General features: G+C 71.0%; 23 protein-coding genes. 9 read left to right on the forward strand and 14 right to left on the reverse strand.

Annotation, left to right across the window (positions count from 1 at the left end; all coding sequences use genetic code 11):
- The first annotated feature begins 4 nt into the window (after window positions 1–4).
- Window positions 5–889: a LysR family transcriptional regulator gene (locus ABE488_RS06560; RefSeq protein ID WP_346447554.1), complete on the forward strand. Its 885-nt coding sequence runs from the start codon at window positions 5–7 to the stop codon at window positions 887–889.
- A gap of 40 nt (window positions 890–929) precedes the next feature.
- Here the strand turns inward: ABE488_RS06560 and ABE488_RS06565 are convergent, their stop codons facing one another.
- From ABE488_RS06565 to prmB, 7 genes are all read right to left on the reverse strand, one after another.
- Window positions 930–1559: a phosphoribosylanthranilate isomerase gene (locus ABE488_RS06565; RefSeq protein WP_346447555.1), complete on the reverse strand. Its 630-nt coding sequence runs from the start codon at window positions 1557–1559 to the stop codon at window positions 930–932.
- Window positions 1556–2344 (reverse strand): tRNA pseudouridine(38-40) synthase TruA, encoded by a 789-nt coding sequence (truA, locus tag ABE488_RS06570; RefSeq protein WP_346442299.1) that lies wholly within the window; start codon window positions 2342–2344, stop codon window positions 1556–1558. The genes ABE488_RS06565 and truA overlap by 4 nt, the downstream gene beginning before the upstream one ends.
- 7 nt (window positions 2345–2351) lie before the next feature.
- Window positions 2352–4163: a FimV/HubP family polar landmark protein gene (locus ABE488_RS06575; protein ID WP_346447556.1), complete on the reverse strand. Its 1812-nt coding sequence runs from the start codon at window positions 4161–4163 to the stop codon at window positions 2352–2354.
- A gap of 77 nt (window positions 4164–4240) precedes the next feature.
- Window positions 4241–5269: an aspartate-semialdehyde dehydrogenase gene (locus tag ABE488_RS06580; RefSeq protein WP_346447557.1), complete on the reverse strand. Its 1029-nt coding sequence runs from the start codon at window positions 5267–5269 to the stop codon at window positions 4241–4243.
- A 75-nt stretch (window positions 5270–5344) separates the two neighbouring features.
- Window positions 5345–6361 carry a D-glycerate dehydrogenase gene (locus tag ABE488_RS06585; protein ID WP_346447558.1) on the reverse strand — a complete coding sequence of 339 codons (1017 nt, stop codon included), beginning with the start codon at window positions 6359–6361 and terminating at the stop codon, window positions 5345–5347.
- Window positions 6354–7472 (reverse strand): chorismate synthase, encoded by a 1119-nt coding sequence (gene aroC, locus ABE488_RS06590; protein ID WP_346447559.1) that lies wholly within the window; start codon window positions 7470–7472, stop codon window positions 6354–6356. Before aroC ends, ABE488_RS06585 begins: the two co-directional genes overlap by 8 nt.
- A 78-nt stretch (window positions 7473–7550) precedes the next feature.
- Window positions 7551–8522 carry a 50S ribosomal protein L3 N(5)-glutamine methyltransferase gene (gene prmB / locus ABE488_RS06595; protein ID WP_346442294.1) on the reverse strand — a complete coding sequence of 324 codons (972 nt, stop codon included), beginning with the start codon at window positions 8520–8522 and terminating at the stop codon, window positions 7551–7553.
- 134 nt (window positions 8523–8656) lie between these two features.
- On the opposite strand from prmB, the gene ABE488_RS06600 reads away from it, so the two are divergent.
- Window positions 8657–9322, forward strand: a complete 666-nt coding sequence (locus ABE488_RS06600; RefSeq protein ID WP_346447560.1) for an SCO family protein — start codon at window positions 8657–8659, stop codon at window positions 9320–9322.
- Window positions 9319–10167, forward strand: a complete 849-nt coding sequence (gene asd, locus ABE488_RS06605) for an archaetidylserine decarboxylase (protein WP_346442292.1) — start codon at window positions 9319–9321, stop codon at window positions 10165–10167. Before ABE488_RS06600 ends, asd begins: the two co-directional genes overlap by 4 nt.
- Before the next feature lie 51 nt (window positions 10168–10218).
- Here asd and ABE488_RS06610 read toward each other — a convergent pair whose 3' ends face one another.
- Together ABE488_RS06610 and ABE488_RS06615 are read right to left on the reverse strand one after the other, a co-directional pair.
- Window positions 10219–11778, reverse strand: coding sequence for a transglycosylase SLT domain-containing protein (locus tag ABE488_RS06610; protein WP_346442291.1), 1560 nt, complete (start codon window positions 11776–11778; stop codon window positions 10219–10221).
- Between the two features lie 78 nt (window positions 11779–11856).
- Complete coding sequence (locus ABE488_RS06615) at window positions 11857–13170, reverse strand: hypothetical protein (RefSeq protein WP_346447561.1); 1314 nt, start codon at window positions 13168–13170, stop codon at window positions 11857–11859.
- A gap of 117 nt (window positions 13171–13287) precedes the next feature.
- Between ABE488_RS06615 and ABE488_RS06620 the strand changes: the two genes are divergently transcribed.
- From ABE488_RS06620 to ABE488_RS06630, 3 genes are all read left to right on the forward strand, one after another.
- Window positions 13288–14778: a helicase HerA-like domain-containing protein gene (locus ABE488_RS06620; protein ID WP_346447562.1), complete on the forward strand. Its 1491-nt coding sequence runs from the start codon at window positions 13288–13290 to the stop codon at window positions 14776–14778.
- Window positions 14775–15281 (forward strand): transcription elongation factor GreB, encoded by a 507-nt coding sequence (gene greB, locus ABE488_RS06625; RefSeq protein WP_346447563.1) that lies wholly within the window; start codon window positions 14775–14777, stop codon window positions 15279–15281. Before ABE488_RS06620 ends, greB begins: the two co-directional genes overlap by 4 nt.
- Before the next feature lie 202 nt (window positions 15282–15483).
- Window positions 15484–15882 (forward strand): hypothetical protein, encoded by a 399-nt coding sequence (locus ABE488_RS06630; RefSeq protein WP_346442287.1) that lies wholly within the window; start codon window positions 15484–15486, stop codon window positions 15880–15882.
- 44 nt (window positions 15883–15926) lie between these two features.
- On the opposite strand, the gene ABE488_RS06635 is transcribed toward ABE488_RS06630, so the two are convergent.
- Both ABE488_RS06635 and rimO read right to left on the reverse strand, forming a co-directional pair.
- Window positions 15927–16331, reverse strand: coding sequence for a hypothetical protein (locus ABE488_RS06635; protein ID WP_346442286.1), 405 nt, complete (start codon window positions 16329–16331; stop codon window positions 15927–15929).
- The gene (rimO, locus tag ABE488_RS06640; protein WP_346442285.1) at window positions 16328–17680 is read right to left on the reverse strand and encodes a 30S ribosomal protein S12 methylthiotransferase RimO; all 1353 of its coding nucleotides are present in this window, start codon (window positions 17678–17680) and stop codon (window positions 16328–16330) included. The genes ABE488_RS06635 and rimO overlap by 4 nt, the downstream gene beginning before the upstream one ends.
- A 176-nt stretch (window positions 17681–17856) precedes the next feature.
- Between rimO and ABE488_RS06645 the strand changes: the two genes are divergently transcribed.
- Both ABE488_RS06645 and ABE488_RS06650 read left to right on the forward strand, forming a co-directional pair.
- The gene (locus ABE488_RS06645) at window positions 17857–18534 is read left to right on the forward strand and encodes a dienelactone hydrolase family protein (protein WP_346442284.1); all 678 of its coding nucleotides are present in this window, start codon (window positions 17857–17859) and stop codon (window positions 18532–18534) included.
- A 13-nt stretch (window positions 18535–18547) separates the two neighbouring features.
- Complete coding sequence (locus ABE488_RS06650; protein WP_346442283.1) at window positions 18548–18976, forward strand: HIT family protein; 429 nt, start codon at window positions 18548–18550, stop codon at window positions 18974–18976.
- Window positions 18977–18983: 7 nt separating this feature from the next.
- On the opposite strand, the gene ABE488_RS06655 is transcribed toward ABE488_RS06650, so the two are convergent.
- The 3 genes from ABE488_RS06655 to apbC form a co-directional block, all read right to left on the reverse strand.
- Window positions 18984–19493, reverse strand: a complete 510-nt coding sequence (locus tag ABE488_RS06655) for an RDD family protein (RefSeq protein ID WP_346447564.1) — start codon at window positions 19491–19493, stop codon at window positions 18984–18986.
- 35 nt (window positions 19494–19528) lie between these two features.
- On the reverse strand, window positions 19529–20104 hold the full coding sequence (gene dcd / locus ABE488_RS06660; protein ID WP_183426014.1) for a dCTP deaminase: 576 nt from the start codon (window positions 20102–20104) through the stop codon (window positions 19529–19531).
- Between the two features lie 76 nt (window positions 20105–20180).
- Window positions 20181–21035 carry an iron-sulfur cluster carrier protein ApbC gene (apbC, locus tag ABE488_RS06665; RefSeq protein ID WP_346447565.1) on the reverse strand — a complete coding sequence of 285 codons (855 nt, stop codon included), beginning with the start codon at window positions 21033–21035 and terminating at the stop codon, window positions 20181–20183.
- Between the two features lie 187 nt (window positions 21036–21222).
- On the opposite strand from apbC, the gene ABE488_RS06670 reads away from it, so the two are divergent.
- Window positions 21223–21666 carry a DUF2147 domain-containing protein gene (locus ABE488_RS06670; protein WP_346447566.1) on the forward strand — a complete coding sequence of 148 codons (444 nt, stop codon included), beginning with the start codon at window positions 21223–21225 and terminating at the stop codon, window positions 21664–21666.
- Window positions 21667–21710 lie beyond the last annotated feature (44 nt).

The following is a 21710-nucleotide window of genomic DNA, read 5'->3' on the forward strand; positions in this document are numbered from 1 at the left end:
ACAGATGACCGATGCCGACCTGCCGTCGCTCAATGCCGTGCGTGCATTCGAGGCCGCCGCCCGGCTGGGTAGCCTCACCCGGGCCGCCGAGGCCCTGCACGTGACCCACGGCGCGGTCAGTCGCCAGGTGCGACTGCTCGAGGACGCGTTGGGCACGCCGTTGTTCGTGCGTGCCGGCCGCGGCCTGCGGCTGACGCCGGCCGGGGAACGCCTGCGCGACGCGGCCGGCGATGCCTTCGCGCGCCTGCGCGGCGCGGTCGCGACGATCCGGCGCACGCAGGGCGATGCCGCATTGGTGCTCGGTTGCCCGGGCAGCCTGGTCGCACGCTGGATGATCCCGCGCCTGCCGCGGCTGGCCGGGGCGTTGCCTGAGCTGCGCTTGCACCTCTCGCCGCACGAGGGCGCGTTTCCACCCAAGCTCGCCGGCTTCGATGCTGCGCTGCTGATCGGCCAGGCGCCTTGGCCTGCCACCTGGCGCGTGCGCCCGCTGGCGCCCGAACGCGTCGGGCCGGTGATCAGCCCACGGCATCCGGAGGTCGCGCGCCTGCGCACGCTCGCGCCAGACGCCCTGCTGCGCGAGCCGCTGCTGCACACGATCTCCCGGCCGCAGGCCTGGCCCGCCTGGGCCGCCGCCGCGGGCGCAGCGCCACCCCAGGCCCTGGGCACGGGATTCGAGCATCTCTACTTCTTGCTCGAGGCCGCGGTCGCCGGGCTCGGCGTCGCGATCGCGCCGCAGGAACTGGTCGCCGACGATCTCGCTGCCGGCCGCCTGCTCGCCCCCTGGGGCTTTGCCACCACCGGCGCGCAGTGGGTGCTCGCGAGCCCGCGCGACGGCGACGATGCGCGCGCCGACGCCCTGGCGGACTGGCTGTCGCGGGAACTGGCATGACCACCGCGCGCAAGCGTCGCCAGCCCTGCGCCGAACCCGGCTAGGACGCGATCCCCCGCACCGCCGCCACGAACGCACGCATGCGCTCGGCGTCCTTGCAGCCGGGTGCCGATTCGATCCCGCTCGACACGTCGACCCCCGCCGGCCGCGCGGTCGCGATCGCCTGTGCCACATTGGCGGCATCCAGGCCACCCGCCAGCCAGAACGGCCGGTCGAGCGTCGCGGGCAGCGCCGCCCAGTCGAAGCGCGCGCCGCCGCCGCCCGGCTCGCCGGCCGCATGGCCGTCGAACAGGAACGCCGCGGCATCGGGCCAATCGGCGAGCGTGCGCAACGCGGTAGCCGGATCGCCGCCCATCGCGATCGCCTTCCAGTAAGGCCGCCCGAAGCCACGACAGAATGCGGCGCCCTCGTTGCCGTGGAACTGCAGCACGTCGGGGGCCAAGCCCTCGACGATCGCCGCGACCTCGGCAGCGGCGTTGTCCATCGTCAACGCGATCACCTGCACCTGTGGCGGCACGATCGCGCGCAGCGCCTGGGCCCGATCGAGATCGAGCCGGCGCGGGCTGCGCGCCGCGAACACGAAGCCGACATGGTCGACGCCGAGTGCGACCGCAGTCTCGACGTCCTCGCGCCGGGTCAGCCCACAGAATTTGATCTGGACCGCACTCATGGCGTTAGCGTGACCTCCGCCGGCAGCTCCCACTCCGGCGGATACAGCGGCCCGAGGAACACCAGGCCGGCGGCAGGGGCGGTCGGGCCAGCGAGACGTCGATCGCGGCCGGCCAACACCTCGGCGATCCAGCTTTCCGGCTGCGCCCCGGCACCGACTTCGAGCAGCGAGCCGACGATGTTGCGGACCATGTGGTGCAGGAACGCGTTGGCCTGCACCTCGACGACGACCTCGTCGCCATCGCGGCGGACCGCGATGCGCTGCAGGTCGCGGCGCGCGTGCGGCGCCTGGCAGTGCACGGTGCGGAATGCGGAGAAATCCTGCTCGCCGACCAGCGCCTGGGCCGCACGATGCATCGCAGCCGCGTCGAGTGGCCGCAGTTCCCACGACAGGTATTGCCGGTGCAGCGCCGGGCGCACCTGGCGGTTGAGGATGCGGTAGCGGTAATGCCGCGCGCGCGCGGAGAAGCGCGCATTGAATGTCTCGGGCACTGGCTGGCACCAACGCACGCTGACCTGCGGCGGCATCAACGTGGTCGCACCGAGCATCCAGGCGCGCGGCGCGCGCGCAGCGTCGGTATCGAAATGCACGACCTGGCACTGCGCGTGGACGCCGGCATCGGTGCGCCCGGCGCACACGGTGGCCACCGGATGCGCGGCGATCTTCGACAGCGCCGTCTCCAGCGCGGCCTGCACCGACTCCTGCCCGCCCTCGCCGGCCTTGCTCAGCCGTTGCCAGCCCAGAAAGCCGTTGCCGTCGTACTCGACGCCCAGCGCGAATCGCATCGCGCGATCAGCCGAGTGTGCGCAGCAAGCGCGCGGCCTCGGCCGCGGCGACCGGGTCGCCGCCATCGACCACATCCTGCAGCAGGCTGCGCGCGGTCTCGACATCGCCCAGATCGATGTAGGCACGGGCGAGTTCCAGACGCTCGATGCCGGGCGGCGGCTCGACCGCATCGCCGCGATCGAGCTCGACCGGGGCAGACACATCTGGCGCTGGCGCAGGCGCGGCGTCGGCCGCCGAAGGCGCATCGCCGACATGCCAGGTCGGCCCACCTGCGGCCGGCACAACGGGCGCAGGTCCCGGCGCTGCGGGAGGCGGCGCCGACCGCGCGAACGCGGGCACAGCGTCGGCCGGCTGCGCGGCGGTCGGCGAGCCGTCCGCGGCACTTGGGGTCGTCCGCGCCGGTGCCGCCCGGCGGCCACGGCGACCGAGCAGGAATGCGAGCGCGCCGACCACCAGCAGCGCCGGGGCCAGCCATAGCCAGGACCAGGGCGCGCCCTGCGATGCCGTGGCCGCGTCCAGACGCTGCTGCGCAGCCGCGAGGTCGGCCTCCTTCATCTCGATCAGCCGCTGCTGCTGGCGTTGCAACTGCTCCAGATCGTCGAGCCGGGACCGCAGTTCGGCAAGTTCGGCGTCGCGCGAGATCGCGGCTTCTTCGGCCTGGTGCGGGTCCTGACGCAGCATGTCTCCTCCAGCGCCGGCCGCGATGCCCGACTGTGTCGCCGCCGACGCAGCGTCGCCGACCGGCGGTGTGATCTCGAGCCGGGCCGATGGCGCGGCAATCGCCGCCGGTGCGGCACGGGGCGCAGTTGGTGGCGGCGTCGTGGCGGCGGGCGTCGCCGTCGCGACCGGCGACCCGGCCTCGGCCGGTGCAGACGCCGGCCGGCGCATGTCGCGCCACTGCCCCACCTGCTGGCGCACCAGCGCATCGGCCTCGGCGGTGCCGGCCTCGGCCCAGTCATCGCGCGGGGGCACACGCAACACGGCGCCTTGGCGGATCAGGTTGAGATTGCCGCCGATGAAGGCATCGGGGTTGTGCCGCAGCAGCAACACCATCGCCTGGTTGACGCTGATGCCGGCCTCGCGCGCCAAGGGCGCGGCGATCGTCGACAGCGTCTGGCCGGGGCGGACGGCCGGCAGCGTCTGCGCGCGATCGGCGGTCGCCGGCTGGACCGCGTTGGCTGCAGGCGGCGCAGGCGGCGCAGGCGCAGGCCTGGGCGCTGCACGCACCGGCGGCGCGGGCGCCGGCGGCTGCGCCTGTTGTGTCGCGCCTTGCGCCTGTGCCTGCACCGGGCTGGTTCCAGCGGGCGTGTCGGCGGCAGCAGCGGCCGGCGGCCGCACGATCGCATCGGCCGGCACGGCGACCGGCGCCTGGATCGCCGGCTGCGCTTCGGCCGCGACGGTGTCGGGAACCGCGAGCAGCGCCGAGTACTCGCGCACCAGCTTGCCCTGCCCCCAATCGACCTCGACCAGGAAAGCGAGCGCCGGTTGCTGCACCGGTGCGGCACTGGTGACGCGGATCACCGGCCGGCCACGGGCATCGAGCGCGACGCCGAAGCGCAGGTCCGACACCACGCCACGCGGCGGCGCCAGGCCGATGCGGGCGAAGGTCTCCGGGGACGCCAGCCGGGCCTGCAACTGGCGCAGTTCGGCCGGGTCGCTGGAGATCACTGGAATCTCGGCCAGCAAGGGTTCGCCCTGCTGCGAGCGGACCTCGATGCGCCCCAGTCCCAGCGCCAATGCCGGCCCGGCGACGCCCAGCAACACGCTCGCCACCAGCAGGGGCTGCACGATGCGCGACACGATCTTCCCCCGATCCATCGCACGACTGTAGCGGCCGGCCGCTGCGCTGCGCAACGTCGGCGACGTCGCGCCCGGCGAGCAGCCAGCGCGCATGCTCAGCGCTCCGCTGCGACCAGTTCGGCCACCTGCACCGCATTGAGCGCGGCGCCCTTGCGGATGTTGTCCGAGACGATCCACAGGTTCAGGCCATGGGGATGCGAGAGATCTTCACGGATGCGGCCCACGAACACCGCGTCGCGGCCGGAGGCGTGGGTGACCGGGGTCGGATAGCCGCCCGCGCGCCGCTCGTCGACGACCTCCACGCCGGGCGCCTGCGCCAGCAGCGCACGCGCCGCCTCGACAGTGAGCTTGTCGCGCGTTTCCACCGCCACCGCTTCCGAGTGCCCGTAGAACACCGGCACGCGGACCGCGGTCGGGTTCACCAGGATGCTGTCGTCGCCGAGGATCTTGCGCGTCTCCCAGACCAGCTTCATTTCCTCCTTGGTGAAGCCGTTGTCCAGGAAGTCGTCGATGTGCGGGATCAGGTTGAAGGCGATCTGCACCGGGAACTTCTGCGGGTCGAGATCGCGGAAGTTCAGCAGGTCGCCGGTCTGGCGGCCAAGTTCCTCCATCGCCGAGCGCCCCGCGCCCGAGACCGACTGGTAGGTGGCGACGTTGATCCGCACGATGCCCGCCTGCCGGTGCAGCGGCGCCAGTGCGACCAGCATCTGCATGGTCGAGCAGTTGGGATTGGCGATGATGCCGCGCGGGCGGTTGCGGGCCGCCTCGGGATTGACCTCGCTGACCACCAGCGGCACGTCGTCGTCGTAGCGGAACGCCGAACTGTTGTCGATGACGACCGCACCGGCCGCGGCGAACTTCGGTGCGTACGCCTTGCTCGTATCGCCGCCGGCCGAGAACAGCGCGATGTCGACGCCGGTCGGGTCGAACGTCGCCAGGTCCTGCACGACGATGTCCTCGTCGCCGAACTTGACGGTGGTGCCGGCCGAGCGCTCGCTTGCCAGGGCGACGAGTTCGGACACCGGGAAATCGCGTTCGGCGAGGATCGACAACATGGTGTCACCGACGGCACCGGTGGCACCGACGACAGCGACGCGGAAGGCGCGGGAGGGAGACTGGGACATGACAGGCACTCTCGAAAAAGGGGACGTGGGAGACGCGGGCACTGATCGGGGTTCGGGGAACCGCTCGCCGGGAACTCAGGCGGTTCCCGGTCGTTTCGCATCCTGGCCGACCGGCGCGATCGGGCTCGGCGGATGACCGGCATCGGGGCCGGCGCCCAGTGCGGCGATCAGGTTGTCCACCGCCAGCGCGACCATCGCCCGGCGCGTGGCCAGGCTGCCGCTGGCGATGTGCGGGGTCAGTACCACGTTGTCGAGCGCAAGCAAGCGCGGGTCGACGTCGGGTTCGCCTTCGAACACGTCGAGCGCCGCCGATGCCAGGCGGCCATGCGCCAGCGCGTCGGCCAGCGCGCCCTCGTCGACGATGCCGCCGCGGGCGATGTTGGTCAGCGTCGCCGTCGGCTTCATCCGCGCCAGCGCGGCCGCATCGACGATGTGGTGGCTGGCAGCCGAGTACGGCAACACCAGGACCAGGTGGTCGGCCTGCGCGAACAGCGCATCGAACTCGACGTAATGCGCGTTGCAGCTGCGCTCGACCTCCGCCTGCAGGCGGCTGCGATTGTGGTAGCACACGCGCATGTCGAAACCGGCGGCGCGCCGGGCGATGCCCTGCCCGATCCGCCCCATGCCCAGGATGCCCAGCGTGCTGCCGTGCAGATCGGCGCCCAGCAGGTCCTTGAAGTTCCAGCCCTGCCAGCGGCCCGCGCGCAGGTGGCGTTCGGCCTCGGTGATACGGCGCGCGGCGGCCATCATCATCGCAAAGCCGAAGTCGGCGGTGGTCTCGGTCAGCACGTCGGGCGTATTGGTCGCGACGATGCCGCGCGCGTGCAGCGCGGCGATATCGAGATTGTTGTAGCCCACGCCGACATTGGCGATCGCACGCAGGCGCGGCGCCGCGGCGATCTCGGCCTGGCCGATGCGCTCGTTGAGGGTCACCAGCGCGCCGTCGGCGTCGCGCAACGCGGCGGCGACCGCGGCCGCGTCGTGCTCGACGACCGAGGGCACCTGCACGACATCGAAGTGTGCATGCAGCCGCGCGACGATGTCGTCGAACAGCGGCTGCGCGACCCAGACCCGCGGACGCGGCTCAGCCATCGAGGCGCCCCGGGATCCGCGGCCCGACCTCGCCGACATCGCCGCACTGCGCGCGATGGCGCAGGGCCTGGTCCATCAGCACCAGCGCCAGCATCGCTTCGCAGATCGGCGTGGCGCGGATGCCCACACACGGATCGTGGCGGCCGGTGGTCACCACCTCGACGACGTTGCCGTCGACGTCGACGCCGTCGACCGGCAGGCGCAGGCTCGACGTCGGCTTGAACGCGGTCGAGACCACGATCTGCTGGCCGGTGCTGATGCCACCGAGCACGCCGCCGGCATGGTTGGATGCGAAGCCGGCCGGCATCATCAGGTCGCGGTGCACGCTGCCGCGCTGGGCGACCGCTGCGAAGCCGTCGCCGACTTCCACGCCCTTGACCGCATTGATCGACATCATCGCCGCCGCCAGGTCGCCGTCGAGCTTGCCGTAGATCGGCGCGCCCCAGCCCGGCGGCACGCCGTCGGCGACCACGGTCACGCGCGCGCCGACCGAATCGCCGGACTTGCGCAAGGCATCCATGTAGGCCTCGAGCTCGGGCACCTGCGCCGCATCCGGCCAGAAGAACGGGTTGGCCTCGACCACGGCCCAGTCGATCGCCTGGGGGTCGGACACCGACGGCTTGAGTTCGCCCAGTTGCGACAGCCAGCCGTGCACCTGGACCCCGTGGCGCTGCGCGAGCCACTTTTTGGCGATCGTGCCCGCCGCCACGCGCATCGTCGTCTCGCGCGCCGACGAACGTCCGCCGCCGCGCGGATCGCGGATGCCGTACTTCTGCCAATACGCGTAATCGGCATGGCCGGGCCGGAACTGCGCGGCGATGTTGGCGTAGTCCTTGCTGCGCTGGTCGGTATTGCGGATCAACAGCGCGATCGGCGTCCCGGTGGTGGTGCCTTCGTAGACGCCGCTGAGGATCTCGACGGCATCGGCCTCGCGACGCGCCGAGGTGTGCCGGCTCTTGCCGGTCGCCCGGCGCGCCAGATCATGGACGAAATCCTCAGGCGCGAGCGCGATGCCCGGCGGGCAGCCATCGACCACGCAGCCGATCGCCGGCCCGTGGCTCTCGCCGAAGGTCGTGACGCTGAACAGCTGGCCGAAACGATTGCTGGACATGGCACCACGGCGCGGGCGCGCCGTCGAAACGGAGGGCCGCCAAGCTTAACGCGCTGAGCCGGCCCGTGGTGCGGTGCGTCAGAACAGGTCGCTGGCCGAGCCGCCCGCCACGTCGGGGCCCGCGACCGGGGTCGATTCGCGCGCGGCCGCAAGCTCGGCAATGCGCGCATTGTGTACGGCCAGGTCGCGGCGCTCGACGACGAACACGCCCATCTGCCCGACCTGGAACTCGACCCACAGCAGGGGCAGTTCGGGCAGCAGCTTGACCAGATGCTGCTCCGATTCGCCGACTTCGCAGATCAGCAGCCCGTCTTCGGTCAGGTGCAGCGGCGCATCGCGCAGGATCTTCAGCACCAGGTCCAGACCGTCGTCGCCGGCGCGCAAGCCCATCTCGGGCTCGTAGCCGTACTCGCGCGGCAGCGCATCGGTCTCGTCGTTGGTCACGTAGGGCGGATTGGTCACGATCAGGTCGTAGTGCTCGCCCTGCAGGCCCGCGAACAGGTCGGACTTGAGGAACCGCGTGTTGCGCACCTCCAGCCGGGCCTCGTTCTCGGCTGCCAGCGTCAGCGCCTCGTCGCTGAGGTCGACGCCGTCGACATGCCAATCGGGGTTGTGGTGGGCCATCGCGATCGCGATGCAGCCCGAGCCGGTGCACAGATCCAGCGCGCGGCGCACCTCGCGGCCGCCCAGCCACGGCTCGAAGCCGGACAGAATCAGCTCGGCGATCGGCGAACGCGGCACCAGCGCACGGCGGTCGGACTTGAAGCTCAGCCCGGCGAACCACGCCTCGCCGGTCAGGTAGGCCGCCGGGACCCGCTCCTCGATACGGCGCAGGAACAGGCCCAGCACGTCTTCCTTCTCGGCCAGCGTGACCCGCGACTGCCCGTAGACCGGGCTCAGGTCGTGCGGCAGGTGCAGCGCGTGGAGGGTCAGTTGGGTGGCCTCGTCGATCGCATTGTCGTAGCTGTGGCCGAAGGTCAGCCCGGCGGCGTTGAAGCGGCTGGCGCCGTAGCGGATCAGGTCGACGATCGTCTGCAGTTCTTCGGTCATGGCGCGCGCGGCTCGGGGGACGGCTTGATGGCCGACGATTATAGGTCAGCGGCCGCCGCGCTCCCGCGTGCCGCCAGGCGCGCACGTGCGGCGAGCTATGATGCCCGGTCCCTCGACTCGGCGGCCCCAGACGGATGTTCAACCGCACCACCCTCGTGATCCTGTGCATCGCGCTCGCTGGCGGGCTCGGCCTGCTCGCAGCGCAGCGCTACTTCACCGGCGGCGCCGACGCCGATCGCCCACCGCTGCAGGTCGTGCAGCTCTACCCCCAGCCGCGTGCACTGCCGGAGATCGAACTGCAGCAGGCCGATGGCACCCCGCTGTCGACCCGCGCCCTGGCCGGGCACTGGACCTTGGTGTTCATCGGGTTCACCCAATGCCCCGACGTGTGCCCGATGACGCTGACCCAGTTGGCGCAGGCCCAGCGGCGCTGGGAAGCGCTGCCGGAGGCGACCCGGCCGCGGGTGCTGTTCGTGTCGGTGGACCCCGAGCGCGACACGCCGCAGCGGCTCGGCGACTACGCGCATGCCTTCCACCGCGACACGCTCGCCGCGACCGCCGACCTGCCGACGCTCGAGCGCTTCACGCGCGCGCTGTCGATGGTGTTCGCCAAGGTGCCATTGCGCGGCGACGCGCCGGCCGGCGCCTACACGATCGACCACAGCGCCTCGATGGCGGTGCTCGACGCCCAGGGCCGCATGGCCGGCGTGGTCTCGGGCAGCGTGCTCAACGGCGAGGCGCCACGGCCCGACGCCATCGCCGACGACCTGTTGCGCCTGACCGCGGACACCCGCCCATGAGCCTGACCACCACGCTGACCTATGCGCTGCCGCACCGCCTGCTGTCGTCGATGGCGCGCCGACTGGCCTACTCGACCCATCCGGGCACGCGACGCTGGCTGATCGACACGGTCGTGCGCCGCTTCGGCGTCGACCTGTCGGAGGCGGCCAATCCCGATCCGGCGTCCTACGCCAGCTTCAATGCGTTCTTCACCCGCGCGTTGCGCGAAGGCGCGCGCACTGCCGATCCGGACCCACGCGCGCTGCTGATGCCGGCCGATGGCCACATCAGCCAGTGCGGCGCGATCGACGGCGACCGCATCTTCCAGGCCAAGGGCCAGTCGTTCACGGTCGCCGAACTGCTCGGCGATGCCGACGACGCGGCGCCCTATCTCGACGGTCGTTACGCCACCGTGTACCTGTCGCCGCGCGACTACCACCGCGTGCACATGGCCTGGACCGGCACACTGCGCGAGACCGTGCACGTTCCGGGCCGATTGTTCAGCGTCGGCACCGACGCGGTCGCCAACGTGCCGCGGTTGTTCGCGCGCAACGAGCGGCTGGTGTGCCACTTCGACACCGACTTCGGGCCGATGGTCCAGGTGATGGTCGGTGCGCTGCTGGTCTCGGGCGTGGAGACGGTCTGGGCCGGCGAGGAGATTCCCGCCTACGGCGACCGCATCCAGCGCAAGGACTACCGCGGGCGCGGCATCGTGCTCGAGCGTTTCGCCGAGATGGCCCGCTTCAACTACGGCTCGACGGTGATCGTGTTGTTGCCGCCTGGCGTGGCCGAACTGGCGCCGGCGCTGCACGCCGAGTCGCCGGTGCGCCTGGGCGAACGGCTGGCCACGCGCCTGGGCGCGTGACCGTGACCGCGCCCGGCCCGCACGCGCGGGCCCGGGCGCCGCACGCAAGGTTCAGCGCGCGCAGCCCTGCAGCGTCAGCGTCTGTCCCGGCTTGAGTGCGTACGCAGGCGCGCGCAGGCCGTTGGCGCGCGCGAGCGTCGAGATATTGCAGCCATAACGCTGGGCGATCTTGCCCAGGGTGTCGCCGCGAGCGACGCGGTGGCTGCGCGCGGGCGCCGGAGCAGCCTGCGGCGGACGCGGGGCGGCGGGCGCGGCCGGCAGGGCCGCCGGGGCGTCGGCGCTGACGTCGGGCAGCACCTCGATCGCGCCGGTCCGCACGATCGCCGCGCGCGGGTCGCTGTTCACCAGTTCGGCCGCCAGATCGGCGCGTGCACCGCGCACGCACCACTGGCGATACAGCCCGGCCATGCGCACGGTGCCGTTGAGCACGGTGCCGACCGGCAGCAGGCTCTCGGCCTCGTAGCTGGGATTGAGATTGCGCAGCGCGCGCATGTAACCGTCGCGGGTGTTGCCGTTGCCCAGACAGATCGTCAGCTCGTAGATCGACGCCGGCCGCTCGAGACGGAACGTCGCCGGCCGCGCATCGACCTTGGGGAAGCTCAGCCCATACTCCTGCGGGTGCAAGTACAGCCACGCCGCGGCGATCACCATCGGCACATAATCGCGGGTCTCGGGCGGGAACTGGTTGTAGACATCCGGGTCCCAGAAGCGCCGACCGGCGGCCTCGCGGTAGACGCGCAGCGCGCGCCCCTCGCCGCCGTTGTAGGCGGCCAGCCAGTACTCGATCTCGTTGCCGTGCTGGGCGAACCGCTCATTGAGATAGACCGCCGCCGCATCGGCCGCCTGACGCGGGTCGTAGCGCGTGTCGAAGCCGCTGCCGTCGGGACCCAGGCCGAACCGGCGCCCGGTCGCCGGCATGAACTGCAAAGGCCCGGCGGCGCCGGCGCGCGAACGCGCGTGCACCCGGCCATTGGATTCCTTGGCCATGATGCCGAACAGCAGCGCCTCGGGCAGCCCGCTGCGCTTGAAGGCCGGGGACATCAGATGCCGCATGTACTGGTAGTTCTCGTGACTGGTGATCAGCGACACGCGCATGTCGGTGAGCCAGCGGCGGATGCCGGCCTGGACGGCGGGGTTGAGCTCGACCATGCGCTTGAACCGCTCGTCCTCGCTCAGCAGCGCCGACGCGCTGGCGCCCGCCGGCACATCGGCGGTCGGCAGCGCGACGTCCAGCGCATCGGACGGGGCGTCGTCCTCGCCCTGCCCGGCCTGCGCGTCGGCGTCGGCCTTGAGCAGGCGCTTATAGCTGGTCAACAGCTGCGGGACGCTGCAGCCGCGCTGCTTCTCGCAGGCCACCATCACGTCTTCCATGTCCTCGAGCGCCGCATTGCTCGCCTCGACCCCGGCCGGGTCGTCGTTGGCGATGCGTACCAGGGCTTCGCGGTAGCGCCCCTCGGCATCGAGCATGCGCTGATTCAGCGCCTCGGCGGCCTCGCGGTCGCGGCGCGACTGCGCCTTTGCATCGGTGGCATGGCAGGACAGCACCAACGCCAGCGCCAGCGCGCCCAGGTGCGCGAACGGGCGCGGGAAAGAGAACCGGGAATCGGGCATGCGGGGCTTCGCTCTGAGGGGCCGGCAGGGTAGCCCCCGCCGTCGCGCCGGGGCAAGGCGATCGACAACCGCCGGGACTCAGCCGCCCGGTGGCCCGGTCCGGGCCCGCGAACGGGCCCAGTCGCGCGTTTGCGCCGGGTCGTGGCGCGCGAAGCCGGCCGCCTCGATCGCCGCATCGAGGTCGGCGGCCGGCGCGGCGTCGAGATGGTGAGCCAGAAACGCGTGCGTCACCGCGGCGATGCCCCGCGCGGTCGCCGCGGCATCCGCATCGCCGAAGTGCGCCTCGTGCACCGGCTCCGTCATCAGCAGCGGCAAATCGCTGAAGGCCATGTGCCGGGTCCCGGGCACGCGCAGCCGGCTCACGTCCGGCGCCAGCCCAACCTGGGTCCAGCGCTCGTAGGCGTAGTCGTTGTGGTGGAACGCGGGGTCGGCCGGCGTGCCGTCGTAGAGCGGAAACCGTACCCAGTCGCTGGCCAGCGCCAGCAGCGGCCGACCGAGGTCGGCATCGTAGAGCCCCGGGTCGAAGTTCAACCCGTCCAGGCTCACCGCCGCGCGGCAGCTCGGCAGGCGCTGGCAGGCGGTCGCCGCGGTCGACCCGCCGAAGGACATGCCGGCGATCGCCAGCCGCTGCGGGTCGGTCGTGGCAAGCACCGGCGCGAACGCCGGTGGCACGTGCCCGGCCTGCAGCGCGTGCACCGCGAACAGCACATCCTCGCGCCAGGTGGCCTGGCTGGCGCCCAGCCGGCTGCCGGCCAGCGCCTGGGCGTAGCCGCCGATCAGCGTGGTGCGCGTGGCGTGATCGTCGGCGGCATGGAAACGTCGGCGCCATTCCAACAGGGCCGGCGCCTCGGCGGTCATGTCGGTGGGCACCACCCGACCATCGGCCAGCGCGAGATCCACCGCGTCACCGGGATGCCCCAGCGCCACCACGACGTAGCCGTGGCTGGCCAGCGACTGGGCCAACGCGGTGTTCTGCGCCGCATACAGGAAGAAGCCGTGGCTCAGGACCACCAGCGGGAAGCCGCCGTCGGGGCGCGGGGCCACCCCCGTTCCGGCGCCTGCGGCGGTGCAAACGGCGATAGCGTGGGTGTCGTCGACGGCGTAGCCCAGATTGCGTGCCAGCGCCGGCAACAGCCGCACCGCCTCGTCCTGCGGCAGATACGGGCGCGGCGGCGCGGCCTGCGCGGCGGGGTACCAGACGACGACAGGCAAGGTCCGCACCGCGTCGGGTGCCTCGCCTGCCACCCCGCGCCGCGTCGTGTCAGCCAGTTCGAAGCGCTGCTGGCCCACGGGTAGCGGTCCGTCCGGCGCGGGCAGCGCGCAGGCCCAGACCAGCGCGGGCAGCGCCGCAACGATCAGGCAGACCAGACGCGACGGGAGTCGAGAGGGCATGGCGACATTCCTTGAGAACATCCGTCCATTGTGCGCGCGCCGTGGACCGCAACGGCCGCCCGGCACCGGCGGCGGCCACGTCCTAGAATCACCACTTCCTCCAAGCGCTCTGAATCCATGGATCCGATCCTCATCGGCAAGGCCATCACCACGCCCGACGGCGGCCCCGTCCACCTGCTGCCCGCGCTGGGCAACCGTCACGGCCTGGTCGCCGGCGCGACCGGTACCGGCAAGACGGTCACGCTGACCACATTGGCCGAGGGCTTCTCGCGCCTGGGCGTGCCGGTGTTCATGGCCGACGTGAAGGGCGACGTGGCAGGCCTGGCGATGCCGGGCGAGATCGGCGAGGCGCTGCGCGAGCGCGCCGCGCGCATCGGCGTGCCCGACTATGCCGGCGAGGCCAGCCCGGTGGTGTTCTGGGACCTGTTCGGGGTGTCGGGCCACCCGGTGCGCACGACGGTCAGCGAGATGGGACCGACGCTGCTGGCGCGCATCCTCGAGCTCAACGATACCCAGGCCGGCGTGCTCGACATCGTGTTCAAGCTCGCCGATGACCGCGGCCTGCTGCTGCTCGACCTCGACGATCTGCGGGCGCTGCTGGGCTTGGTCGCCGAGGAGCGCAAGGCGGTCTCATCCGAGTACGGACTGGTCTCGGCACCGTCGGTCGCGGCGATCCAGCGCGCGGTGCTGCGGCTGGAACAGGACGGCGGCGCGCCGTTCTTCGGTGAGCCGGCGCTGGCGCTCGACGACCTGATGCGCACGCGCACCGACGGCCGCGGCGTGATCGGCATCCTGGCTGCCGATCGGCTGATCCTCAAGCCCCGGTTGTACGCCACCTTCCTGCTGTGGCTGCTGTCGCAATTGTTCGAGACGCTGCCCGAGGTCGGCGATCTGGACAAGCCGCGGCTGGTATTCGTCTTCGACGAGGCGCACCTGCTGTTCGGCGACGCGCCGGCCGCGCTGCAACAGCGGATCGAACAGGTGGTGCGGCTGGTGCGCTCCAAGGGCGTGGGCGTCTACTTCTGTTCGCAGTTCCCCGACGACGTGCCGCAGGCCGTGCTCGGCCAACTCGGCAACCGCGTGCAGCACGCGCTGCGTGCGTATACGCCGCGCGACCAGAAGGCCGTGCGCACCGCCGCGCAGACCTTCGTGCCCAACCCGGCACTCGATGTCGCCGCCGCGATCTCCACGCTCAAGACCGGCGAGGCGCTGGTCTCGATGCTGCAGGCCGGCGGCGCACCGGCGCCGGTCGAGCGCACGCTGATCGCGCCGCCGCGCTGTCGGATGGGCGCGATCACCGAGGCCGAACGTGCGCGCGTGCGCGCCGGCAGTCCGGTCGGCGCCAAGTACGACGCGCCGGTCAATCGCGAATCGGCCGCCGAACGACTGGCGCAGCGTGCGCAGGCCGCGACCACCGCCGGCGACGCGCCACCGGCGAAGTCCCGCGACGCCGACGAGGCCGAGGGCGGCCTGGAACAGAAGCTCAACGAGTTCCTGTTCGGCACCAAACGGCGCCAGGGCGCGGTGCAGGCCGCCGGCAAGCAGGCGGTGCGCTCGATCACCAACCGGATCGTGCGCAACCTGCTGGGCGGGATCGGGCGCCGATGAGCCGCTGGCGCCCGCCACCGGAAAAAAGCACCGCGCTGATCACCCCGAGCGGCCACGCAAGACTCAAGGCCGAGCTCGACGATCTGTGGCGGGTGCGCAGGCCCGAGGTCGTGCGCGCACTGTCGGCGGCGGCGGCCGAAGGCGATCGCTCGGAGAATGCCGAGTACACCTATCGCAAGAAGCAATTGGGCGAAATCGACCGCCGCGTGCGCTACCTCGGCAAGCGGCTCGAAGCGCTGCGGGTGGTCGACACCGTGCCGACCGATCCCGAGGCGGTGTTCTTCGGCGCCTGGATCGAACTCGAAGACCTCGACAGCGGACAATGCAACCGCTACCGCATCGTCGGTCCCGACGAGACCGACGCGCGCGAAGGCTGGATCAGCATCGATTCGCCGCTGGCGCGCGCATTGCTCAAGAGGCGCATCGACGACGAGGTCGCGGTCGAACTGCCGGGCGGCCCGCGCACGTTCGCGATCGTCTCGGTCGACTACGCCGCCGACTGAGATGGGCCGCAATCGCCGACACGGTGGCCGGGCGATCGCGGCTGCGAACAGAGGGATCCCCGCGCGCGGGACCTGCGCCGGCCTCATCTTGCTGGCGACCGCGCTCGCCGCCTGCAGCCCCGGCGCCGCCCCCACATTGCCGGCGGCCGCAACCGCCCCGACGCCTGCTGATACAACGCTCGACGCCCATGCGGCGCTCGCCATGCGGCTGCGGCCATTCCTGATCGAACGTGGCACGGGTCCATCGGGGCGCAACGCGCGCGCGGCCGATGACGAGCGGTTCCGGCTCGGCGCGTTCTGGAAGGCCCGGACCGACACCCACCACTTCGACGCCGCGTTCCGCGCGCGGGCGCAGGCCGCGCTGTCGGTGCACGAGGATGGCACGGCGGACGCGGCGCTGCGGCGGTTGCTTGCGACCGTCGAGGCGCGCTTGCCGGCCTGGCAGGCCCTGGTCGACTACAACGCCTCAGGGCAGATGCGCGACGATGGCGGCGACGGCGGACGGGCCTTGCTGCCCGGCGCGATCGCGGCGATCGACGCGATCGAGGCGGCGGCCTGGGCTTATGTCGAAACGGTCACTCAGACCGAGCCCGCACCGTAGATCCGCCGAGGGCACGCGCGCCGGACCTGCGCCCGGCCGGGCGCTCAGTCGATGCGCTGCAGCTCGTGGATCTGCGTGTCCGAGAACGCGCTGAAGTACCCGGTCGTCGAGGTGAACTTCTGCTCCGGGAACACGGTGCCCGGTGCGACGCGGCACATCAGGAACGCGCTCGACGACGCGCACTGCAGCCCGGCCTCGGGCGGAACACCGGGAAACAGCCCGGCCTGCTCGCGCGCGCTGAGCGGCAGCATGGCCAGCCCCTCGCCCCGGAACATCGCCAGCCAGCCGCGGCCCTCGGCCCGCAACGTCAGCTGCGCGTCGGCCGGCACCGTCGCCGGATCCTCGTCCACCGGCCGGTAGGTCCCGCTCAGCCCGTCTGCTGCGGCTGCGACGCCGGCCACGAGCGCCAGCACCAGCCCCATCGCCATCTCCCTCGACCATCGCCTCATGCGTCCGTCTCCACGACTTCGCCGTAGAGATCATGCTCGTCGCTGCCCATGATCGCCACCTCGACGAAATCGCCAGGGCGCAGACCGGCCTCGCGGCCGTCCTGGATCTGCACCACGCCGTCGATCTCGGGCGCATCGCCCATCGTCCGCGCGATCGCCAGGTCGCCGTCGACGACGTCGACCAGGCAGGACTGCACAGTGCCGACCTTGGCCTCCAGGCGCGCTGCGGAAATCTCCGCCTGCTTGTCCATGAACCGCGCCAGCCGCTCCTGCTTCACCGCTTCTGGCACCGCATCGGGCAAGAGGTTCGCGGTTGCGCCCTCGACCGGCGAATAGGCGAACGCGCCGACGCGGTCGAGCTGGGCCTCGTCGAGGAAGTCCAGCAATTGCTGGAAATCGTCCTCGGTCTCGCCGGGGAAGCCGACGATGAAGGTGCTGCGGATCGTCAGGTCCGGACAGATCTCGCGCCACCGCGCGATGCGCTCGCGGGTACGGTCGATCGCGCCGGGCCGCTTCATCAGCTTGAGGATGCGTGGGCTCGCATGCTGCAGCGGCACGTCGAGATACGGCAGCAGCTTGCGGCTACCGTCGGCATGGCGCTCGGTCATCAGCGGGATGATGTCGTCGACATGCGGGTACGGATACACGTAATGCAGCCGCGTCCACACGCCCAGTTCCGACAGTCCCTCGCACAGCGCCTTCATCCGCGTCTGGTACGCGCGATCGCGCCATGTCCGCTCGGCGTAGCGCACGTCCACGCCGTAGGCCGAGGTGTCCTGGGAGATCACCAGCAGTTCGCGCACGCCGCCGCGCACCAGGCGCTCGGCCTCGCGCAGCACGTCGTCGACCGGGCGCGACACCAGGTCGCCACGCATCGACGGAATGATGCAGAAGCTGCAGCGGTGGTTGCAGCCCTCGGAGATCTTCAGATACGCATAGTGCCGCGGCGTCAGCTTGACCCCAGTGTCAGGCACCAAGTCGAGGAACGGATCGTGCCGCGGCGGCAAGGCCGCATGCACCGCGCCCATCACCGAGCCGTAGTCCTGCGGCCCGCTGATCGACAGCACGCCCGGATGCGCGTCGCGGATCATCTCCTCGCGCTTGCCCAGGCACCCGGTCACGATCACCTTGCCGTTCTCGGCCATCGCCTCGCCGATCGCGTCGAGCGATTCGGCGACCGCCGAATCGATGAACCCGCAGGTGTTGACGACCACCACGTCGGCATCGTCGTAGGTCTGCACGATGTCGTAGCCCTCGACCCGCAACTGGGTGAGGATGCGTTCGGAATCGACGAGGGCCTTCGGACAGCCGAGACTGACGAAACCGACCTTGGGACTGGCTGCGGACATGGGAACCGTGGCGGGTGCAGGAGGGAGGAGCCCACGCGCGCCGCCAGGCGACCGGACTGGGCCGGTCCGCGGCTGCGGGCACGAGGGGCCGCGCAGTATAGCGGCGGCGGCCGGGGCGGTCCTGCAGCCGCCGGCCTGGGGTAGACTCGGACCGTTCACGTGAACAGGACGCTGCCATGGGCCGGGACATCGTCGTCGCCACCGCGTCGGGGGCGGTCAACGCCTGGCGGGCCGACCCGCCGCATGGCGCCGCCGCGAAGGGCGCGATCGTGGTGCTGCAGGAGATCTTCGGCGTCAACGCCCACATCCGCAGCGTCGCTGACGGCTACGCCGCCGCTGGCTACGTCGCGATCGCCCCGGCCCTGTTCGACCCGGTCGCGCGTCATGTCGAGCTGACCTACGAGGCCGCCGACTTCGAACGCGGCCGCGCGCTCGCCGCAGAACTGGGTTTCGAGCGCGCGGTCGGCATCGTTCGCGCCACCCGCGACCTGTTGCGCAGTGAAGGCCATCGCCAGATCGCGGTGGTCGGGTTCTGCTGGGGCGGCAGCCTCGCCTTTCTCGCCAACACCCGTCTGGGCCTGCCCGCGGTCAGCTACTACGGCGCGCGTACCGTGCCGTTCCTGGATGAGCCTTTGCTGGCGCCGATGCTGTTCCACTTCGGCGTCGACGACGCCAGCATTCCCGAAGCCGACATCGCCGCCCACCGCGCGCGTCAGCCGGACGCCGAGATCCACGTCCACCCGGGCGGCCACGCCTTCAACCGCGACGTCGACCCCGCCCACTACCACCCCGACAGCGCCGCCGAGGCCCGCCGGCAGACGATGAAGTTCATCGCCGCGGCGCTGCTGCGCTGACCGGATGCCGACCATGCCGCACGCCACCGCCCCTGCCCACTACGCCCTGCACCCGCAATTGGCCGACGACACCCACCCTGTCGTCACGCTCGCGCTGAGCGAGGTGCGGTTGATGGATGATGCCAACTATCCGTGGCTGATCCTGGTCCCCCGTCTGCCCGACGCCCGCGAACTGATCGACCTGAGCCGCGAACAACGCAGCCGGTTGACCGAGGAGATCGACATCGTGGCCCGCGCGATCCGCGACGCGTTCCGGCCGTTCAAGCTCAACATCGCGGCGCTGGGCAACCAGGTGCCACAACTGCACGTGCACGTGATCGGACGCAACCAGGGTGATCCGGCATGGCCGGCTCCGGTCTGGGGCCGCGTCGCGGCCCGCCCCTACTCGCCCGAACTGTTGGTCGAGCGCATCACCCGCTTGCAGGCCGTATTGCCCGACTGATCGCGCGTCAACGCACGCGGACCACGCGCGTGCCGGCCACGAAATCGTGCCCGCAGCGGCGGTCATTGCGGAAGATCATGCACACGCTGCCCAGGACCGCGAGCGCCCCCAGGCACGGGATCCCGCCCACCGCCTGCAACGGCAGATAGCGCGCGAACAGCGCACGCGCCACCGTCACCGGCCGGCCATCGAGCGTCACGATGCGGATCCCCAGCCACCGCTTGCCCCAGGTCTGGCCACCGACATGCAGCGGCCAGGCATGGATGGCCGCGAACACCAGCAGGCCGATCCCCATCCACAGCAGTTGCAGGCCGAACCCGACCTGCTCGCCGCGCTGGGCCGCCGCCATCACCGCAGACCAATAGCCGCCAAGCCACATCACCGGCGTCATGACCGCCAGACCGATCAGCCCATCGACGACCACCGCGCCCAGCCGGGTGCCGCGCTCGGCCAGCACCTGACCTGCATCGGCCTGCAACTCGGCCACCGGGGCCTGGTAGGGATTGGACTCTTGCATCGCACGTCCTTGTTGGAGAGGAAAAGACAGACCGCTCAGGTGCGCGGCAGCGTCACCCCGGTCTGACCCTGATACTTGCCACCGCGATCCTTGTACGACGTCTCGCAGACGTCGTCCGCATCGGACTGGAAGAACAGCATCTGCGCGACGCCCTCGTTGGCATAGATGCGGGCCGGCAGCGGCGTGGTATTGCTGAACTCCAGCGTCACGTGGCCTTCCCACTCCGGCTCGAGCGGCGTCACGTTGACGATGATGCCGCAGCGCGCATAGGTGCTCTTGCCCAGGCACACCACCAGTACATCGCGCGGAATGCGGAAGTACTCGACCGTACGCGCCAGCGCGAACGAATTGGGCGGAATGATGCACTCGTCGCCGACCACGTCGACGAAGCTCTTGGGGTCGAACCGCTTGGGATCGACGATCGTCGAGTTGATGTTGGTGAACACCTTGAACTCGCGCGAGCAGCGCACGTCGTAGCCGTAGCTCGAGGTGCCGTAGCTGACGATGCGCTGGCCGTCGACGTGCTTGACCTGCCCGGCCTCGAACGGCTCGATCATGCCCCCCGGTTGCTCGGACATGCGGCGGATCCAGCGGTCGCTCTTGATGCTCATAGGGTGTTCCCGGGGGCAAATGCGGCAGTGAATACGCATTGTAGGGCCGGCACCGGCCCGCCGCACCCCGCCGCGATCACACCAGAGACGCGGAGATCGACATCGGCGCGCGCGGGCGCTTCTCGAGTTCGGCGACCATGGCCCGTGCGACCGCACGGTAGGCCGCAGCCGCCGCCGAGTCGGGGGCAGAGGCGACGATCGGCGCACCGGCATCGCCCTGTTCGCGGATCCCGATCTCCAGTGGCAGCGCGCCGAGCAGCGGCACGCCATAGCGCTCGGCCATGCGCTCGCCGCCGCCCGAACCGAACAGATGCTCGACGTGCCCGCAGTTCGAGCACACGTGCTGGGCCATGTTCTCGACCAGACCGAGCACCGCGACCTCCACCTTTTCGAACATCTTCAGCGCCTTGCGCGCATCGAGCGTCGCGACTTCCTGCGGCGTGGTCACGATGACCGCACCGGCGACCGGGATCTTCTGCGCCAGGGTGAGCTGGATGTCGCCGGTGCCGGGCGGCAGATCGACCAACAGGTAGTCCAGGCCGTCCTCGCCGCCCCAGCGTGTGTCGTTGAGCAGCTGCTGCAGGGCCGACGTCGCCATCGGTCCACGCCAGATCATCGGCGTGTCCTGGTCGACCAGCAGGCCGATCGACATCGCCTCGATGCCGTGGGCCTGCAGCGGCAGGATCGACTTGCCGTCGGGGCTGTCCGGCTTGACCGACAGCCCCAGCATCGTCGGGATGCTGGGCCCGTAGACGTCGGCATCCAGTACTCCGACCCGGGCGCCATCGGCCGCCAGCGCAAGCGCCAGGTTCACCGACGTCGTCGACTTGCCGACACCGCCCTTGCCCGAGCCGACGGCGATGATGTTGCGGATGCGGGGGTGCGGATGGAGGGCGCCCTGGACGGCGCGTGCTGCCTTGGGGAGTTGCATGGGCTGACGAATGCTCGAGCTGGGGCCGCCATTGTCCCATGCCACGCGACGACGCCTGACGACCAAGATGTCGCACGTGCCGCTCGAACGCCGCGGACGCACGACGAGAACACGCGCGCGGCCAACAGATCGGCTATAACGTCGCCAACTGCGTCGGCATCGCGCCGACACCGAGGGAGGGAGCGCAATGAAGATGAACAAGAAGGCCATACTGCTCGCACTCGCGGCACTGCCGCTGGTCGTCGTATCGTTCTCGGCCTCGGCACAGTCGCCGGCCGGCCGCTGGAAAACCATCGATGACGAGACCGGCCGGGTGAAGTCGATCGTCGAGATCAGCCAGGCCGCGAACGGCACGCTGAGCGGCAAGGTCCTGGAGGTGCTGCATTCCGATCGAGGGCCGAACCCGACCTGCGACAAGTGCGGCGGCGAACGTCGCAACCAGCCGATCGCCGGCATGACCATCCTGTGGGATCTCAAGCCGGACGGAAACGAGTGGTCGGGTGGCACGATCCTCGACCCCGCCAATGGCAAGACTTATCGGTCGAAGGCCAAGCTGATCGATGCGAACCGCCTCGGTGTGTCGGGGTGTATTGCCTTCATCTGCCGCGAACAGGTCTGGCAGCGGAAATAAGCTGCGACGCAAGGCGTCCGTCATCACTGCATCAAGAGCCCGGC

The organism is Luteimonas sp. TWI662 (assembly GCF_039673825.1).
Taxonomy (GTDB): Bacteria; Pseudomonadota; Gammaproteobacteria; order Xanthomonadales; family Xanthomonadaceae; genus Luteimonas.

What these genes read in the sequence shown, in the direction of transcription:
- ABE488_RS06635 (WP_346442286.1), bottom strand. Translation starts at nt 16,331, where the DNA reads ATGAGGCGATGGTCGAGGGAGATGGCGATGGGGCTGGTGCTGGCGCTC.
- ABE488_RS06650 (WP_346442283.1), top strand. Translation starts at nt 18,548, where the DNA reads ATGCCGCACGCCACCGCCCCTGCCCACTACGCCCTGCACCCGCAATTG.
- ABE488_RS06565 (WP_346447555.1), bottom strand. Translation starts at nt 1,559, where the DNA reads ATGAGTGCGGTCCAGATCAAATTCTGTGGGCTGACCCGGCGCGAGGAC.
- ABE488_RS06655 (WP_346447564.1), bottom strand. Translation starts at nt 19,493, where the DNA reads ATGCAAGAGTCCAATCCCTACCAGGCCCCGGTGGCCGAGTTGCAGGCC.
- ABE488_RS06575 (WP_346447556.1), bottom strand. Translation starts at nt 4,163, where the DNA reads ATGGATCGGGGGAAGATCGTGTCGCGCATCGTGCAGCCCCTGCTGGTG.
- aroC (WP_346447559.1), bottom strand. Translation starts at nt 7,472, where the DNA reads ATGTCCAGCAATCGTTTCGGCCAGCTGTTCAGCGTCACGACCTTCGGC.
- ABE488_RS06580 (WP_346447557.1), bottom strand. Translation starts at nt 5,269, where the DNA reads ATGTCCCAGTCTCCCTCCCGCGCCTTCCGCGTCGCTGTCGTCGGTGCC.
- greB (WP_346447563.1), top strand. Translation starts at nt 14,775, where the DNA reads ATGAGCCGCTGGCGCCCGCCACCGGAAAAAAGCACCGCGCTGATCACC.
- ABE488_RS06615 (WP_346447561.1), bottom strand. Translation starts at nt 13,170, where the DNA reads ATGCCCTCTCGACTCCCGTCGCGTCTGGTCTGCCTGATCGTTGCGGCG.
- apbC (WP_346447565.1), bottom strand. Translation starts at nt 21,035, where the DNA reads ATGCAACTCCCCAAGGCAGCACGCGCCGTCCAGGGCGCCCTCCATCCG.
- ABE488_RS06630 (WP_346442287.1), top strand. Translation starts at nt 15,484, where the DNA reads ATGCGGCTGCGGCCATTCCTGATCGAACGTGGCACGGGTCCATCGGGG.
- ABE488_RS06670 (WP_346447566.1), top strand. Translation starts at nt 21,223, where the DNA reads ATGAAGATGAACAAGAAGGCCATACTGCTCGCACTCGCGGCACTGCCG.
- dcd (WP_183426014.1), bottom strand. Translation starts at nt 20,104, where the DNA reads ATGAGCATCAAGAGCGACCGCTGGATCCGCCGCATGTCCGAGCAACCG.
- ABE488_RS06560 (WP_346447554.1), top strand. Translation starts at nt 5, where the DNA reads ATGACCGATGCCGACCTGCCGTCGCTCAATGCCGTGCGTGCATTCGAG.
- truA (WP_346442299.1), bottom strand. Translation starts at nt 2,344, where the DNA reads ATGCGATTCGCGCTGGGCGTCGAGTACGACGGCAACGGCTTTCTGGGC.
- ABE488_RS06620 (WP_346447562.1), top strand. Translation starts at nt 13,288, where the DNA reads ATGGATCCGATCCTCATCGGCAAGGCCATCACCACGCCCGACGGCGGC.
- ABE488_RS06600 (WP_346447560.1), top strand. Translation starts at nt 8,657, where the DNA reads ATGTTCAACCGCACCACCCTCGTGATCCTGTGCATCGCGCTCGCTGGC.
- prmB (WP_346442294.1), bottom strand. Translation starts at nt 8,522, where the DNA reads ATGACCGAAGAACTGCAGACGATCGTCGACCTGATCCGCTACGGCGCC.
- ABE488_RS06610 (WP_346442291.1), bottom strand. Translation starts at nt 11,778, where the DNA reads ATGCCCGATTCCCGGTTCTCTTTCCCGCGCCCGTTCGCGCACCTGGGC.
- asd (WP_346442292.1), top strand. Translation starts at nt 9,319, where the DNA reads ATGAGCCTGACCACCACGCTGACCTATGCGCTGCCGCACCGCCTGCTG.
- ABE488_RS06585 (WP_346447558.1), bottom strand. Translation starts at nt 6,361, where the DNA reads ATGGCTGAGCCGCGTCCGCGGGTCTGGGTCGCGCAGCCGCTGTTCGAC.
- ABE488_RS06645 (WP_346442284.1), top strand. Translation starts at nt 17,857, where the DNA reads ATGGGCCGGGACATCGTCGTCGCCACCGCGTCGGGGGCGGTCAACGCC.
- rimO (WP_346442285.1), bottom strand. Translation starts at nt 17,680, where the DNA reads ATGTCCGCAGCCAGTCCCAAGGTCGGTTTCGTCAGTCTCGGCTGTCCG.